Below are 15676 nucleotides of genomic sequence, written 5' to 3' on the forward strand. Positions count from 1 at the left end.
CCATTCTTCCAAAATGAAACTGTCCGAAAATGTTCGGGAATCAACGTCCGCTGCTCCCGTCCAAACCGATGTCTTCGTCTCCGGCACTGACGGCTGCGCCGGATACCGCATCCCTTCCGTCATCCGCGCCCCCAATGGCGACCTCCTCGCCTTCGCCGAGGCTCGCAAAAACGGTCTCGACGACACTGGCGCTATCGAACTCGTCCTCAAACGCTCCACCGACGGCGGCTTTTCGTGGGGCGCGGCGGAAATCGTCTGTCATGACGGCGACAATACCTGCGGCAACCCCTGCCTCGTCCTCGACGAAACCACCGGCATCCTCCATCTCCTGCTCACGCATAACAACGGCGCCGACCACGAGCGCGACATCATTGCAAAAACGTCCAGAGGCACCCGCACCGTCTGGCACATGCAGTCCACCAACCACGGAAAAACCTGGACAATTCCGCGTGACATTACCGCGGCGGCGAAAGACCCCGCGTGGGGCTGGTATGCGACCGGCCCCGGCGTCGGCGTCCAGCTCAGGCACGGCCCGCGGAAGGGTCGCCTCGTGGTTCCCTGTAACCATTCTTACGATATTTCCGGTTCCGCAAACGCCCGCGGCTTCGGCGCGCACGCAATTTTCTCCGACGACTGCGGCGTAACCTGGCAGCTCTCCGCGCCCGTCCGCCCCGTCGCCAACGAAAGCCAGCTTGTAGAGCTTTCTGCTCCAGCCGGAGCCCTCCTTATGAACTCACGCCGCGACTACGGCCTGCCTTCAAACGAGCAGAACTTGCGTGGCGTTTCCACCAGCCTTGATGGTGGCGCGACATGGTCCTCTCCAGCTCCGGCGCCCGCGCTCATCGAGCCTGTCTGCCAGGGCGCCATCCTGCGCCACAACTGGCCCGCCAACGGCCAGCCCGGCCTCATCCTTTTCTCCAATCCCGCCAGCAAAACTGATCGCGAAAAAATGACCGTCCATTTCAGTTGGAACGACGCGCAAACCTGGCCGCTCTCCCTTCGGCTCCATAATGGTTTTTCTGCCTACTCCGGCCTCGTTTCCATTTCCGAAACCGAGGCCGGTTGCCTCTACGAAACCGGCGGCGGCGACCCTAAGGACAGCGGCGCGCCCTATCAGAAAATCGTCTTCGCCCGCTTCCCTGTTCCTCGTCCGTCCTCTGGATGCCTTTCGTAAATTTCCGCCATGATTCGCAATCCAATAAAAACCCGCATCGGCTCCATTCTGTTGTTCACATCGGCTTTCGCCTTCGGCGCGGTCACCAGCCTCGCTGGCGATTTGCTGTTTACCGGCAAGACCAGGGAAGCGAAGGCATTTTACGCGCCTGGCGAAAAGATGACCTTCGAGGTTCGCCTCGAAAAGGACGGCAAGCCCGTCATCGGCACGCCGCTCGCATGGACGCGCACCGGCGACGACGGGCTCACCGAAAAGGGCAAGGACGTTTCCGGCAGCAAGCCTCTGCTTGTCACGACCTCGGCTGCCAAACCCGGCTTCGTGCATATCGTCGTCACCGCGCTCGACGAAAATGGCCAGCCTTCCCGCATGGACGACCAACGGAAAACCGCCATTGCCTTCAACGGCGGCGCGGGCGTGATGCCGGAAAAGTTACAAAGCATCCCCGAGCCCGCCGACTTCGACGCATGGTGGGCCGCGCAAAAAGCCGCGCTCGCCAAGGTGCCGCTCAAAGTGCTTGAACAAAAACCGCTGCCGCCCCTGAAAGAATGCCCCAACGTCGAAACCTTCGACGTGAAAATCGCCTGCGCCGGTGTTGGCGGGGGGGAGGGGAAACCTGTTTCCGGTTATTTCAGCAAAACCAGAAACGCCGCGCCGAAATCCGCCGTAGCCATCGTCTACTTTCACGGCTACGGAGTCCGGTCCTCATCTCGACGCGACGTGGCTGCCAACAACCCCGCGCGTCCGGCCATCGCCCTCGACATCAACGCCCACGGCATCGAAAACGGAAAACCGGCGGAGTTTTACACCAACCTGAAAAACACAACCCTGAAGGGTTACGCCTTCAACAGACGGGAGAACGAAAAACCGGAGACCGCTTATTTTTACGGCATGGCGATGCGCGTCCTTCGTGCCCTCGAATTCATCAAAGCGCAGCCGGAATGGGACGGCAAACACCTGGAGGTCAACGGCGGCAGCCAGGGCGGGTTTCAGGCGCTTCTCGCCGCCGGTCTCGACGCCGGCGTGACACGCTGCGTCGTCAAGAAACCGTGGGGGTGCGACCTCGGTGGCGTGACGCTCGGCCGCCTCAAGGGCTGGCGTCCCGATTATACCCGGGCTCTCGACTATTTTGATCCGGTCAACCACGCCAAACGCATCCGCGCCACGACTTCCATCCTGTCCGGCCTGGGCGACTACACCTGTCCGCCTTCCGGCATCACCGTGCTTTATAACAACATCCCGGATACCACGCACAAGAACATCGAATACCGGCAAGGCGTCACCCATCCCTTTGATGGCAACGATGCGCCCTGGGTGCAGAAATTCACCGCCAAAAACTGACCTCCTCCCCGTTCCATGACTCTCGGCACTCATTATTACCGCGCGCCCTTTCCTCAATCCGGGTATTGGGAAAACGACTTCAAAAAAATCCGTGAATCCGGCCTGAACACCGTTCAAATCTGGGTGAGCTGGGGCTGGGCCGAAGCCACGCCGGACAAATTTTGCTGGGACGACTACGATCGCCTCGTTGAACTTGCCGCAAAACACAAACTCGGCGTCATCCTCAGCACGATTGCCGAAGTCCAGCCCAACTGGATTCACCGCGTAATTCCCGGCAGCGAGCTGGTTGACAACTTCGGACGCAAGGTCATTTCCTGCGCCCGTTGCGAACATCACTTCGGGTTGACTCCCGGCGGTTGCACCGACCACCCGGAAGTATGGACGCGCATGGCGCGTTTCATCCGCGAGACAGGCCGCCGCTACGCCTCGCTTCACCACCTGCGCGGCTGGGACATCTGGAACGAACTCCGCTGGAATGTCCACGCCGACGGACTCGTCTGTTATTGTTCGCACACACTCGCCGCCTTCCGCAAATGGCTCGAGCAACGCTTTGGTTCGCTCGACGGCCTCAATGCCGCATGGAAACGCCGCTACGCCTCGTGGGACGACGTGCAGCCCGGCAAGCTCCCCGACCGCGTTTACACGGAGATGATGGCCTTCCAGCATTTCCTCACCTGCCGCGCGGACACACATGCCGCCGCCCGTTACGACGTGATGCGGGAGGTTGACCGGACGCACGTCATCACTGCACACGGCGCGCGCCCCACCGCGCTCTATGGAGGCGACGCGGCGACGTTCGCGCTCGACCGCGGCAACGACTGGAATCTCGCCGGCAAACTCGATGGCGTGGGCTGTTCCAGTTTTCCCACATGGGGCAACATTGATGACGCGGATTTCGGGCTGCGCATCGACATGGTGAAATCCGCCGCGCGCGGAAAGAAAGTGTGGCTGAGCGAACTGCAAGGCGGGCGCTCCGCCGTCGGTTTCAACGTTTACGACGAGGTCCACGCCGCCCAACAACAGCGCTGGGTCTGGAACGGCATCGCCTGCGGCGCCGACACCGTCCTCTTCTGGTGCTGGCGCGACGAGATTTTCGGACGCGAAACAGGCGGCTTCGGACTCGACGGCGCGGACGGCTTTGCCGGCGAACGCCTGGCGGCGACCAAGGTGACGGGAAACCTGTTGGAAGAACACGCCGCGCTCTTCGATTCCTACATTCCGCACCGCGCCGAGACCGGCATCTTGTTCTCGCCGCAAAGTTATTATCTGGCGTGGTCGCAAGACGGTTCCGCCGCGCGCGTCATGGATGCGCTCACGGCCTACGGACGCGCCCTCACGCGCCGCTCCAGCCCCGTCACCTGCGTCGAGGAAACGCACCTCGACGCGCTCGATTCGCTGAAGGTGCTTTTTTGCCCGCGCTTGCTCGTCACCGACGCGGCGACGGAGGACGCGTTGCTGCGCTTCGTGGAACGCGGTGGCACGCTCGTCGTCGAATCCGAGTGCGGCGCGTTCAACAGCGCCGGTTTTTACCGCGCTCCGGAAGAGCGTTTCCTCGCCCGCGCCGGCGTGGAGGAAATCGGACGCCGCCCCCTCCCCTCCCCCCCCGCTTCCACCGCCGGAGCCGGCACCGTGTTTCATTACAACGGCAAAACCCACGACGCCGGGGCCAGCCAGTGGCTGACTCCCCTGAAGAACGCCGGTGGCGGCCTGTGCTCTGTCCGCGAACACGGGAAGGGGCGTGTCATCCACTTCGCAACGTATCCAGGCAACGCCTGGCGCGAGCGCTGGAATGCCGGCTTTGAAAACCTGTTGACCGCGATTGTCGCTGGCGCCGGCGTCGTCCCGCCCGCGCGCGTCCGGTCTCCCGCGCCCGACGAAAAGAACTTCGTCTATTTAAAAAGCGGTCGGGCGGGAAACGGTGACGACATTCTCTTTGTTTTCTTTCCCGAAAACACGGATTCCGCCGAAATCGCGCTTGCCCCAGACCTGTTTCCGGGCAATCGCGTCCGCGAAATTTTCAGCGGGGCGACGGCGGTGGTTGACACCGCCAGCGGCATCCGCCGTCTGGTCGCCACGCCGGCCCGCTTCAACCTCGCCCTTTATACCGATGCCGGGGTAGCGCCGGACGCCGCTCCGAGAACAGCCTGTATCAAAAAAAATGCGTAACGTTGCGGAAGAAACGAGCTCCGCGGAACTGAATCCGCGTGGCCGACGGGGTCATTTCCCGTCCACTGCCGCTACGACACCTCTTTGATTCCCATTTTTTTGCTTTTTTTAAATATGGATACAACTCAAGCCATTGTGATCGAACGCCCGCAGCAGTCATCGCGCTCTACAAAAAGCTTTCCCCGCGTATCGCCTCGATGCACTTGAAGGATTTCGCGCCCGCGACCGCCGCGCAAAAAACGGCGGCCACGAAAGCCGCCCCTGCCAATGCCGCCGACATCGCCAAAGCCGTTTTCCCGAGCGCAGCGGGCGAAGGTCCGCTCGACTACAAACGCCTGCTGGCGGCTTTCGCCGACTACAACGGCGCGGGCATCCGCTCCACGCACAGCCTTCGTCATCAGGCATTGTCCCGCACATCCGCGCATCGCATGCGCCAAACCGCCCGCGTAGCGTTGAACCACGCTGAACCAGCAATCATGTATCGGGAAAATCCTTATTTATGGGCCAAACGCAAAAATGCGACCTCGCCGCCGCCCATCGCGCCAAAGCTTTTCGTGCGCCCCTTGCGAACCCAACGCCCGTCCCTTCCGCAAAACCCGTAACCCCGCCCCCGCCTCCCGCCCGCCACGCGCCCACAAAAGCCACGCCATGGCCCCACCAGCCTCAACGCCATTGCGCCCCGTCAATGCAACGCAAACCCCATTCCCGCCCCATCCCCGTGACCAACGTTCCGCCATGCCGGAGTAACCCGCGCCACCCCGAACCCACCACTTGGCGCTCATCCGCAAGCCTGACGCTCATGACTATCCATGCCCGGCTCCGCCACCACCCGGCTACCTCGCTCCTCGGCACCTGCCCGCCCCCAACCCACGCACTCCGCGCCACCCAACGCGACACCACGAACGCAACCCCACCCGTTCCTACGGCCTCATGCCCTTCGACCCCGCACCTGCGCACACCCACCTTAAAAACACATCGAAAAAATCCGCGCAAAAAAACTTCACCCGTGAACCCGAACCTGCCACATTCGCGGCTCCCGACAGCGCAACCTTGCGCACCCGGAAACGGAACGTAGCCACGTTCCAAAATCGGCCCATACGCCCTTCCCCTTGCGTCAGGACGCAACGATCTTTCCGGCCTCCCGGTCCCGCCATTCCGGCATCCGCCGGATCGTAATGAGGGCAGCACTACCATCCGGTTTGCCCTGATTTTTCACCGGAAAATTTGAAAGCGCAGCCGCGCCAAAAAAATCCCGATACGCGTAAAATAGGGCACCGGCCACACCGGACCGCCCCCAATTCCGGGCTCCCTCTCCCGGCATCCGCCGAAACCGTAATGGGGGAATCACGACACCCCGGATTGACCGGTTTTTCGACCGGCAAATTCCCCCTCGCCGCCAAACGCCTGACAAAACAGAGACGATAACAATCCGACACGCACGAAGACACGCCGCGCTTCGCTGGATTCGGCGTGCCATCGTGTTCGGGCGGATTTTTGAGGGACGCGAACACAGACCCGGAACGCTCCTCACTGCGCTCCGCCTCCGGCCTGCGCGAGCCTCCCTCCTTCGTCGGGCGACTCCACTCCGGCCTCCGTCTCCGCTCCGTTGCGGAAGATTCCGGGACTGTGTTCGGCCCTGTTCATCCAATCCACAGCGTAATGGAACCGCACCGGATTGAAAACCGCACCGCTTGCCGATGATCGCAACGGAACCCGGATGCATCCGGCATCCCGCCGTTGAAATGATTTATCCGATACGGATAAAACCATCATGGTTTCGGGCCATTCCGTCAAAAAATTCACCACCGGGGAAAAACAACTCCGTTCCCTTTCACGCAGCCGCTTTCACAAAAATTCAACGCCACGCACCATCCGGACCAACCGCACCGAACAGCCAAAAAATGAAGAAGGCGGATTCCCTGCTTCCAGTTTCTTGAATCAGCGGCGGCCCCTGCGCTTCGCTTGGGGGTAGGGGCCACAGCCTGAAAAAGATTTCGCGCCCTTGGAGGGGCGCGACCAAGGGCGCTCATTTGCGCCCCTTGGAACCCCGCCTAGGGGTTCCTAATCCAAGAAAGCAAACCCCCGGCATCGCCCTGCCGCCGGTCTCCCGCGCTTCTCCACCATCCGGCAACCCGCTTGCCCCCGCGCTCCCGCCTTCTCTCCCCCGGCATCGTTACAGGTAAAGCACCCGCGCCAGCCCGCACCGCAGGCCCAAATCCGCCCCCCGCCGCCACCGGCAACCACTCCCGGTCGCAGCCACGATCCCGCATCCCGCGAACGGCAACGCCTTGGCCCCCGCTCGCCCCGATGACTTGCGAACTCCGCTGCCTGACATCGCATCCCGATGAATACTCTTGAAAACATCTCACCCATAAAAAACAGGGCTTGCCACACAGACCGATTTCCCCAATTCAAAGAGATAACACATAGTATCCAATTATTGGATACAAGGAGAAGCGGCTGGCAAACCTTGGTCCCCCTCAGCAAGGTTGCCGAAAAGTTGCATCAAATGATGTTTTTAGCTTCACTTCCCGGCATTTTCCTGCTTCTCTCTGCATGTCTAAACCATTAACAATCAATCAAGTCCGCTAAAACCAACAACTTGATTGCTTACCCGACGCGGGCGTCCCGCCCGCATTCTGTTCCGATGCGGGCGGGACGCCCGCGCCTTGAGTTTGGCGAAGAGGTTTTCGATGCGGTACCGTTCGTGATAGAGGTGCTGGTCAAAAGGGGGTTTGAAGGATCTACTTGGGTGCAAGGCTATGACGGGGGTGCCGCCGAGTTGGTTCACATAAGCACGGATGGCATCGCTGTCGTAGCCCTTGTCCATGATGGCGAAGGCGCCCGGTTTGAGATATTTTGTGAGCAAGGGCTTGCACTGATCGAAGTCTGAGACGTTGGCGCCGGTGAGGATAAAGCCCAGGGGGTATCCCAAGGCATCGCAGGCCATGTGGATCTTGGTGGACAGACTGGCCCTTGATCGGCCCATGGCTTGGGCAATCTGGCCGCCGGCCGGTCCGGCAGCGTGTTGATGAACCCGGCAACTGGAGCTGTCGATCATCAGGTATTCCTCGTCGCGTTGAGCACTGATTACTCCCAGCAAAGTCGTCCACAGGCCAGATACCGTCCATCTTCTGAACGAAGTATAGACTGTCTTCCATGGACCGAAAAATGGCGGCAAATCACGCCAGGGCACTCCGGTTCGCAACACCCACAGGATTGCTTCGATGCGCAGACGCTCGTCCTTGCTCTTACGGCCACGCTTCCGCGGACCACTCAGATTACTCCGATAGTCGTTAATTTTTTTAGCTCGTCCCATCCGCCGTCGGTCAGAACGAACCTTATCTGTTGGTTCACAATAAAATGTGAATCACTACATTCTCGCCTAGTCGAGAAAAAAGTATCCAGCCAGTGGGTATTCCCTCAATTTCGATCTACCAAACAATCAACAACTTACAAAGCTCTCCAATCGTAATGATTTTGTAATTTTAGAAAAAAATCCCCCTCTCCTTTTTAAAAAAGAAAGCCAAAAAAATATTTAAAACAATTTTTTTATGAAGAATGCAAATTTTAATAATATCACCAAGAGCGTGCCAATTCAATATAACGGTTTTAGCATAATATTAGATTCTTTGAATCCCTTCAATTTGTCTTATGATCTTCTCTGTTTTGCCGCGAAGGATCAGGACGGTAAAATAGTTTCATGGATAAATGTCCATGCAAAAATGATAAGAAAATTCAAGAATCTTAGTCCTTTTGTTCCTATGGCGTTGAGTGTAATTCAAAAAGAAATCGAAACTAAAAAAATCGACCCCTCTGGCTTAACCTTTTGGGTATGGACGGAGTAATTTGATGCAATCTTCAAGTGCGAACATTATATCTTCCTCCTTTGAATCTGATACAAAGTAATATAATTCCCCTATTTCACTTGTGGCACAAATTCCTTCATTTGTAAATATTATGTTATGCTTAATTAAATGGGAAGATATGTTGTTAATATCCATCTTTTCAACGAAGAAACATCTTTTCCCATCTGATTCATGAATTGGCTTTTCTGTATCAGATAATTTTAGATCAAATTTCATTTTATTTCTTTATTTTTTGGTTAATGGTTTTTACTGATTCTGGCGGGATGCCAGAAAATTGAATTTCAATATCTTATGTGGCTCAAATATCAAGTATCTTTATTTACAAACTGTTTTTTTGATGTAGCGATTATTCTGTCCATTCTATGGTAATTTTAACTCTCCTCATTTTTCCTTTTACTCCAATTCTCTGAGAGGTGATTTTGTAAGCATTAAGAGCTTTTTCAAAGGCTTTCTTCTTTGCATCTTTCCATGCTTCATCTATTCCTTCTTTCCAATCTCCTTCGATTGCTGCCGTTCTACGAATATTACTGACCTTCACTATGCTAGACTGCAAAGGAGCATATTTTACATCAGCTTGGCCCATAACGGGGACAACAACCGCTAGAAAGATGATTTTTAAAATTTGTTGGTATTCGGGCTTCATAATAATTTAAATGTTTTTTTGCATTTCTATGAGTATTATATCTGACATTAAGTTAGTCGCCAAACATCCAAAGTATTATTTTGGCCTGAGCAATCTCAGAATTATAAGCGTCTCTGTAGTCCTCTATATATTGTTGAAAATCAGAAGATGTATAAGTTTTCACTCGAACTTGTTTCACAACCCATTCATTTTGCTGGAATGCTAATGTAATTTTTAAACCACGCCATCCCTTTTCACGGTTGATCCCATTAGAATCGACCTCATAAGATATTTCGTGGATTTCAACTGTTCCTATATAAGGAGAAACCATTGAATTTGTTTGCTTAACATCGTAAGATATTTTCGGAAAAATGCTACTCTTTGCTCCGGGGTTCTTCGCATCTGAATCAATGGCGAAAGATTTTAATTTAGTTAGTCGTGCTCTTAATAAAGCGGTAGGGTCTTGGGAGTTATCTTCCACTTGAAAAGAAGAATGCTGTTTTTCGCATCCAACAGTCAGGAATCCCATTCCAATAAGGAAAAGGATTAATTTAATTATATTTTTATTTTTAGCGGTTTTCATGACGGATTCTATTTTTTTGTTTGGATCAGAACAACTTCCGTAAAAACCCAAAAATAAAGAGGCGCGGCCCAGAACATCCCGCCGTCTGAAGCACCGCTAAGAGCTTAGGAGAGGAATGACCAAACCGCGCCAGTTGTGACGCGCTCGGATCAATAAGTCCTCTCCCAAGAGAAATTTAGCGGTTTTCAGACGGGAGACTTATCAACGAGTTTCTGCGAAAATTAGACTGTAGGAAATCTATGAAGTAAAATTAGAAGATTAAGTCAATTGAGAATTGTTAATTACCTATCTTTCAATAAGTTTCAGAATCTTATCCAAACTCCAAACATGATTTGCAATTCCTGCGGCTACTGCTGGGGTTGTGTTCAATGTGGAATGAATTCTGGCGAAGTTGTAATACATAAAATGCAAGGCGATAGCATAACGGTGGTTTGCGATTTTTTTGGAGTAGCCATTTGTTTTTCGAGTGAAGCGGCGCATTGACATTCTCATGGTCAAATTTTGCCGTTCCACGATGGAGGTATTCATTGTGTCGGGGTCGGGGTTTCCAAAAATTGCCGTCTTTTCGCTCCCGATATATCTGGTTCTGTGATCGTCTCCACTGACATCGTATTTTTTCTCAACCATGCCATAACTGGTTTCAATCCATAATATTTCTTTAATGGCATTGATATAGGCTTTTAATCCATCGGTGGTAATTTGAGTGCTGCCTAGTGATAAGTGGCGGGCAAGTCGCCTCATGAATTTTTTAGCAGATTCAGAATCCCGACGCCCGATAAACCAACAAGGAACTAATTTTGTGTCAGGGTCGCAAGCAATCCATGTCCAAGTATCGCCCTGCCGTTTTCCGTTGTTTGTTACGTTCTTTTCTTTGCATCCGACAAAAGACCAAATTTCATCGCATTGAATTCGCTTACAGAAAATATTTTCAAAGACACGGGCTTGATACCGCGTGCAGGCTTTTCCCAAATCCACTAAAAATTTTGCAACTGTGTTGGGCGCAACATGCACGATTCTGGCCGTTGCTTCCATGCTGCATCCATCCACAAGGCAGGAAAGCATCTGAACTCGCTTTGAATGTGCCAATCGGTTCATGGTCCCGATTATGCTTGAGCGGTCACGGATAGCAAGAAAAAAGTGGGGAATAAAATATGACTTAACCTATTATTTAAAAATTATTTATGATTCTGAAATATTCCTTTTCTGTTTTTTACTAAAATCTAATCCCTCATTTTGCTTTTTCTTCCATCGACTTAATGCTGCCTTTTTCGCAATGGCACTGCGTTCTTCGCCTGTTAATTTGAGTGCGCGGGCCTTCCCGCCTTTTAGTCCGCCCAATCGTCCGAGGGAAACGGCGGCTGAATTTTTGGCAATTTTCTCACCAGTGACCAACTCCACAATGGAGAGGGCATTTTGACTGAAATCTTTCTTTGGCATAATGAATGAAACTGTCATTTTATCCTTGATCGGTCAAGCAAAATCTGATAGAAAAGGGGAATGAATTATTTCGGGGAAGATCGGATCAATATATTTTAATAGGTGAGGGAAATTAAAAATAATGCTGGTCTTTATTTTCAATCAACTTGTTTTGAAAAATAAATAAAATCACTGAACTTTATTTTTATTTTTCTGTCTTTTTAATTTAAAATCAATAAGTTATGGAATAAAGACCATTGACAATAGAATCATATTCTGCGAAGATTGGCGTTTCTGAGACACCGCTAAAGCCCGCCAATATAAAAATATTTATGAATCCATTACAGAAGCCAAGAAGCCCGCCTTCGTAGCTCCAATAATAAGTTACGAAATTTAATTGCTTGACTACAAGGTGCTATTGTGCGAGAATTTTAGTTTAAGATTCGCTAACCGAAAAATAAACCAATAGACAAAATGACGCAGCAAATAGTAATAAATTACGAAGTAAAGCTTACTTCGGGCGAAATAAAACAACATTCCGGGAAAGCAGAAGAAATAGACAGCTTCTTGCGTTTTACACTAGAAGATGGTTCTATTGTTGAATATAAACTAATTGAGGTCGAATCCTATAAGTCAGTTGGCTTTCGCCCATTTATAATGCGGTGATATATTGTGTTATATCTTCATATTCTGTATTGGTAATAGAGACCACTAACCCGGTATCGAAATAAACCCAGTAAAAATCAGGATATTCATGACGTTTTTCTATGAAAAGTATGCGACTGAGGTTGAGTCCATGAGTTTTTGAGAAGAAATTTTTATTTTTATCCATGAAATTTCTTACAATTAAAAACTCTCAATGTGAAATTGGTGTAGAAATAATGGACAAGATTGTCACTAAACAATGGGCGAAATCCTTACGACTGGAGAGCTTTGTAAGTTGTTGATTGTTTGGTAGATCGAAATTGAGGGAATACCAGCCAGTGAATACTTCTTTACCCTCTCTTTTTGAAGACAGCTCCTAGTGCCCTGTCATTGAAGTAAGTTAAATAAGTGATGCAAGAGGGGTGACGAAGTGGTAGAGCGGGTGGATGGAACGAGGACGCCCGAAGAAGCCGTTGATGTTGAGCGAGGAGGAGAAGCGGACGCTGGAGTCTGTGGCGAGGCAGCGGAAGGCAGGTGTGGCGGAGGTGACGCGAGCGAGAATCGTGCTGGGGTGTGCGAAGGGCATGACGAACAAGGAGGTGGCGAGGGAGGTGGGAGTGAGTGAGCCGACGGTGTGCACATGGAGGGAGCGGTTCAGGCTGGAAAGGCTGGCCGGACTGGGTGACCTGCCGAGGGCTGGTGCGCCGCGGACGGTGGAGGACGAGCAGGTCGCGCAGATCGTGCGGCGCACGCTGCAAACCAAGCCGAAGTCGGCGACGCACTGGAGCACGCGCACGATGGGCAAGGAGACGGGCGTGTCGCATCAGACGGTCAGCCGCATCTGGCAAGCCTTCGGGCTCCAGCCGCACCGGCACGAGTCCTTCACGCTCTGCACCGATCCGCTTTTTGTGGAGAAGGTCCGCGACGTGGTGGGCCTCTACCAAAGCCCCCCGCAAAACGCGGTGGTCTTCTGCGTGGACGAGAAGAGTCAGATCCAGGCCTTGGAGCGGTCCCAACCCATCCTCCCCATGGACCTTGGCCGGGCCGAACGCCACACCCATGATTACTTCCGGCACGGCACCGTCTCGCTGTTTGCCGCGCTCGACGTGGCCACCGGCGAGGTCTGGGGCCGCTGCCATCGCCGCCACACCCACAGGGAGTTCCTCGCCTTCCTCAAGCGGATCGAAGATCGCACCCCCGCCCGACTGGATATCCACGCCGTGCTCGACAACTACGCCACCCACAAGACCGACGCGGTCGTGCGCTGGCTCGCCCGCCATCCCCGCTGGCATCTTCACTTCATCCCCACTCACAGCTCCTGGCTCAACCAGGTCGAACGCTTCTTCGCCGAACTCACCCGCAAACGCCTTCAGCGTGAGAGCTTCCGCAGCGTCCAGCAATTACGCTGCGCCATCTCCGACTATCTGAAAACCCACAATCAAAACCCCCGTCCCTTCCAATGGACCGCCTCCGCCGATCTCATCCTCGGCAAGGTCGCTCATTTATGTAAGGAACTTCAATGACGGGACACTAGAGCCGTTTCCCTAAGAGATTATCCCTGAATAATGTCTGATCGTTGCAGGGAGATCAGGGAGCAGGCGAGGCAGACCAAGCCCCAATAGGAGAGGAGCGATTTTTCATAGCGCACCAGGATTTTTCGGCTGCGCTTAAGCCATGAGAAGAAGCGCTCCACGACCCAACGGCGTGCTTTGAATCCCGGCTGATGTTTGAGAGCCTCGGCCTCCTGCCTGCGGTGGCAAATGTGGGGGATGTAACCGAGTGCGCGGATCAAATCGGCTCGTCCGGTGTAGGCGTTGTCGGCGCAGAGGTTTTCATCTATTTCTTCGCCGTCAGGCTGTTGATGAAGCACCTTGGCCCCGATGAGCTGGCTCACCGTGGTTGATTCGTGCACGTTTGCGCCGGTTATGAACACAGACAGAGGGACTCCACCGCCTTCGGTCAGGGCGTTTATCTTGGTCCCGTTTTTTCCCCCTGTCCGTCGGATTGGGTCCGACCGCTTCTTGCGCAAGGGGAGCCTTCAGCTGGGTGGCGTCAATCGACTGCCATTCCCACGCGATCCCCTCCATCTCATCATATTCGGCCAGACCTTTGCGCCATAGTTCCAGAAACACTCCGGCCTTCGTCCAAGCCTGAAAGTAGCGGTGCACGCTGCTCGACCCCACCCCGTCCCTTCCCTTCGTGATGCTGTTCCACTGGCATCCCGTTCGCAACACCCTCACTATCGCCTCGAACACCTTGCGCTTGTCCACCCCGGGACGCCCAGCCCCCGGCCTTCGCTTGTACTGCTTCCCCGCATCCCTCTGCGCCTCCTTCGGCAGCAGCGGTTCCACCCGCTCCCACAATCCGTCACTCACTTCCCATCGCTTCGTTCGGCTCATGCTCCTCTCTCTTCTTTCTTCTCCTGAATATCAAGAGTAATTTAGGGATAATCTATTAAGCTGTAGCCGTCGTCTTAACGGTAGGGAGGCCTCGGAGAGGCCGTATCCATTTAGCGGAGAGGAAAAGTGGTGGAGGGGGCAACTCCGGCGCGGTAGCGCCTGGGACCGCCGGCATCCTGCCGACAGACGACGCGAAGCGTCGTTGGGTCGGGTCGGCATCAAAAGTGGCGCGGGTGTCCCGCCCGCATCTGAAGTTTGGCGATAGAGAGATTAGTTATGGGAGTAGAAGACGGCGGAGGCGAGGTCGAGGTCGGGGAGGAGGGGAGGTTTATGCGCGTTGTGGTTGGGCGGGTTTGAGCGTGTGAAGTGGGATAAACTCTGAGTTCGCAGATGCCGCGACCACAGTTCGACGCGCAGTTGGTTGATGAGCAGGCCGGTGGTCGCCCGGCGAGGGGGTTGGCGCCGTCGCCACCGGGCCAGAGGCACGGCCGGCGGCAGCCGGTCCGGTCCGTAGGCGCGGTGGGCGGCCAGGAGCAACAGGGTGTAGGCTGCGACCGCGCCGGCGGGCTGGCGGATCACCGTCTCGGGCGAGCGCACCTGCGCCTGGCTCACTCCGAGCAGGTTTTTTTCGTCCTTGAAGTTCACTTCGATGTCCCAGCGCCACAGGTATTGCTGGAGGATGTCCTGCACCGGCAGCCCCGCATCGGTGCAGAGCAGATAGGCCGGCTGGCGATACAGCAGCTTTCCGCCCTTGCGCAGTCGGTAGCCGAGCGGGGCGATCACCACTACGCGCACCGGCGTATGCACCCCGGTGATACGGGCCATGACCGGACCGAAGGCCTTGATCTTGAAGTCGTGTCGTTTTTCCGCCGCAAAGGCCGACACCCTCGTCCACGGCACGCCGTCGTCCAGGCGCAGTTGTTCCGGGGTCGGCAGAACCTGCCCGTAGCGGCGGGGCCGGCCGTTCCTGCCCGGTTGCGCCGCGCAGGGCGCGTAAAGCACGGTGTCTTTGCGCACCCGGCCGATCCAGCACGGTGTTCTCCGGCAGGCGCCGCAACAGCGTGCGGTTGGTGAAGCGTCCGTCGCTGACGAAGTGGATGCGCCGGCCGGTCGCCTCTCGCAGCCGTGCCATGCGTGCGGCCGCGACCAGGTTGAGGTTGGCCTGTTTACGGGCCTCCAGATAGGCGGCCTGCGTCTGCGGCCCTGCCTGGCGCGCGGGTTTTTCAGGCATGGGGGCCTCCTGCCAGTCCACCGGGACCAGCCGCGCCGAGCCGTCCCCGGCGGGAATCGCCGCAGAGAACTGGAGCACGCGCTGGCCCCAGACAAAGTTGACGTTGAAGGGCGGGCCGAGCGGGTCCTTGCGCCAGCCGCAACCCGGGATACACCGGCCGGTTTTACGCGTGATGGAATCGTCAACGGCGACCACCCAAGGCCGGGCCGCCTCGGTGGCCGCGAGGGCCTGGC

The 15676-nt window shown here is 55.1% G+C and carries 13 protein-coding genes and 1 pseudogene; 5 read left to right on the forward strand and 9 right to left on the reverse strand.

Annotated elements, in window-relative coordinates:
• Positions 1-13: 13 nt before the first annotated feature.
• The 4 genes from OBACDRAFT_RS19820 to OBACDRAFT_RS19835 all read left to right on the forward strand — a co-directional run bounded on the left by OBACDRAFT_RS19820 (position 14) and on the right by OBACDRAFT_RS19835 (position 5280).
• The gene (locus OBACDRAFT_RS19820; RefSeq protein ID WP_052362285.1) at positions 14-1174 is read left to right on the forward strand and encodes a sialidase family protein; all 1161 of its coding nucleotides are present in this window, start codon (positions 14-16) and stop codon (positions 1172-1174) included.
• A 9-nt stretch (positions 1175-1183) separates the two neighbouring features.
• The gene (locus OBACDRAFT_RS19825) at positions 1184-2512 is read left to right on the forward strand and encodes an acetylxylan esterase (RefSeq protein ID WP_043588605.1); all 1329 of its coding nucleotides are present in this window, start codon (positions 1184-1186) and stop codon (positions 2510-2512) included.
• 15 nt (positions 2513-2527) lie between these two features.
• Positions 2528-4678: a beta-galactosidase gene (locus OBACDRAFT_RS19830; RefSeq protein ID WP_052362286.1), complete on the forward strand. Its 2151-nt coding sequence runs from the start codon at positions 2528-2530 to the stop codon at positions 4676-4678.
• Between the two features lie 197 nt (positions 4679-4875).
• Positions 4876-5280 carry a hypothetical protein gene (locus OBACDRAFT_RS19835; RefSeq protein WP_157837215.1) on the forward strand — a complete coding sequence of 135 codons (405 nt, stop codon included), beginning with the start codon at positions 4876-4878 and terminating at the stop codon, positions 5278-5280.
• Positions 5281-7253: 1973 nt separating this feature from the next.
• On the opposite strand, the gene OBACDRAFT_RS25845 is transcribed toward OBACDRAFT_RS19835, so the two are convergent.
• From OBACDRAFT_RS25845 to OBACDRAFT_RS30160, 7 genes are all read right to left on the reverse strand, one after another.
• Positions 7254-7997, reverse strand: coding sequence for an IS5 family transposase (locus OBACDRAFT_RS25845; RefSeq protein WP_081722217.1), 744 nt, complete (start codon positions 7995-7997; stop codon positions 7254-7256).
• Between the two features lie 502 nt (positions 7998-8499).
• Positions 8500-8763 (reverse strand): hypothetical protein, encoded by a 264-nt coding sequence (locus OBACDRAFT_RS28620; RefSeq protein ID WP_157837216.1) that lies wholly within the window; start codon positions 8761-8763, stop codon positions 8500-8502.
• A 130-nt stretch (positions 8764-8893) separates the two neighbouring features.
• The gene (locus OBACDRAFT_RS19865; protein WP_043588616.1) at positions 8894-9190 is read right to left on the reverse strand and encodes a hypothetical protein; all 297 of its coding nucleotides are present in this window, start codon (positions 9188-9190) and stop codon (positions 8894-8896) included.
• A gap of 52 nt (positions 9191-9242) precedes the next feature.
• Positions 9243-9752 (reverse strand): hypothetical protein, encoded by a 510-nt coding sequence (locus OBACDRAFT_RS28625; protein ID WP_157837217.1) that lies wholly within the window; start codon positions 9750-9752, stop codon positions 9243-9245.
• Positions 9753-10037: 285 nt separating this feature from the next.
• Positions 10038-10847, reverse strand: a complete 810-nt coding sequence (locus OBACDRAFT_RS19870) for an IS1-like element ISOpb1 family transposase (protein WP_052362288.1) — start codon at positions 10845-10847, stop codon at positions 10038-10040.
• An 84-nt stretch (positions 10848-10931) separates the two neighbouring features.
• Complete coding sequence (locus tag OBACDRAFT_RS26990) at positions 10932-11207, reverse strand: hypothetical protein (protein WP_088179326.1); 276 nt, start codon at positions 11205-11207, stop codon at positions 10932-10934.
• 1006 nt (positions 11208-12213) lie between these two features.
• Positions 12214-12399 carry a hypothetical protein gene (locus tag OBACDRAFT_RS30160; protein ID WP_232767432.1) on the reverse strand — a complete coding sequence of 62 codons (186 nt, stop codon included), beginning with the start codon at positions 12397-12399 and terminating at the stop codon, positions 12214-12216.
• Here OBACDRAFT_RS30160 and OBACDRAFT_RS19875 point away from each other — a divergent pair.
• Positions 12326-13347: pseudogene (locus tag OBACDRAFT_RS19875) on the forward strand (IS630 family transposase). The gene OBACDRAFT_RS30160 and the pseudogene OBACDRAFT_RS19875 sit on opposite strands and share 74 nt — an antisense overlap.
• 18 nt (positions 13348-13365) lie before the next feature.
• On the opposite strand, the gene OBACDRAFT_RS25850 reads toward OBACDRAFT_RS19875, so the two are convergent.
• Together OBACDRAFT_RS25850 and OBACDRAFT_RS30165 are read right to left on the reverse strand one after the other, a co-directional pair.
• A protein-coding gene (locus OBACDRAFT_RS25850; RefSeq protein WP_088179327.1) for an IS5 family transposase occupies positions 13366-14212 on the reverse strand; the annotation gives its coding sequence in 2 pieces (ribosomal slippage) (positions 13366-13803 and positions 13805-14212; 846 coding nt in all).
• 270 nt (positions 14213-14482) lie between these two features.
• Positions 14483-15112, reverse strand: coding sequence for a hypothetical protein (locus OBACDRAFT_RS30165; protein WP_157837218.1), 630 nt, complete (start codon positions 15110-15112; stop codon positions 14483-14485).
• Positions 15113-15676: the final 564 nt, after the last annotated feature.

The sequence above is a fragment of the Geminisphaera colitermitum TAV2 genome (assembly GCF_000171235.2).
GTDB classification, from domain to species: Bacteria; Verrucomicrobiota; Verrucomicrobiia; order Opitutales; family Opitutaceae; genus Geminisphaera; species Geminisphaera colitermitum.

What these genes read in the sequence shown, in the direction of transcription:
- OBACDRAFT_RS19820 (WP_052362285.1), top strand. Translation starts at nt 14, where the DNA reads ATGAAACTGTCCGAAAATGTTCGGGAATCAACGTCCGCTGCTCCCGTC.
- OBACDRAFT_RS19825 (WP_043588605.1), top strand. Translation starts at nt 1,184, where the DNA reads ATGATTCGCAATCCAATAAAAACCCGCATCGGCTCCATTCTGTTGTTC.
- OBACDRAFT_RS19830 (WP_052362286.1), top strand. Translation starts at nt 2,528, where the DNA reads ATGACTCTCGGCACTCATTATTACCGCGCGCCCTTTCCTCAATCCGGG.
- OBACDRAFT_RS19835 (WP_157837215.1), top strand. Translation starts at nt 4,876, where the DNA reads ATGCACTTGAAGGATTTCGCGCCCGCGACCGCCGCGCAAAAAACGGCG.
- OBACDRAFT_RS25845 (WP_081722217.1), bottom strand. Translation starts at nt 7,997, where the DNA reads ATGGGACGAGCTAAAAAAATTAACGACTATCGGAGTAATCTGAGTGGT.
- OBACDRAFT_RS28620 (WP_157837216.1), bottom strand. Translation starts at nt 8,763, where the DNA reads ATGAAATTTGATCTAAAATTATCTGATACAGAAAAGCCAATTCATGAA.
- OBACDRAFT_RS19865 (WP_043588616.1), bottom strand. Translation starts at nt 9,190, where the DNA reads ATGAAGCCCGAATACCAACAAATTTTAAAAATCATCTTTCTAGCGGTT.
- OBACDRAFT_RS28625 (WP_157837217.1), bottom strand. Translation starts at nt 9,752, where the DNA reads ATGAAAACCGCTAAAAATAAAAATATAATTAAATTAATCCTTTTCCTT.
- OBACDRAFT_RS19870 (WP_052362288.1), bottom strand. Translation starts at nt 10,847, where the DNA reads ATGAACCGATTGGCACATTCAAAGCGAGTTCAGATGCTTTCCTGCCTT.
- OBACDRAFT_RS26990 (WP_088179326.1), bottom strand. Translation starts at nt 11,207, where the DNA reads ATGACAGTTTCATTCATTATGCCAAAGAAAGATTTCAGTCAAAATGCC.
- OBACDRAFT_RS30160 (WP_232767432.1), bottom strand. Translation starts at nt 12,399, where the DNA reads ATGCCCTTCGCACACCCCAGCACGATTCTCGCTCGCGTCACCTCCGCC.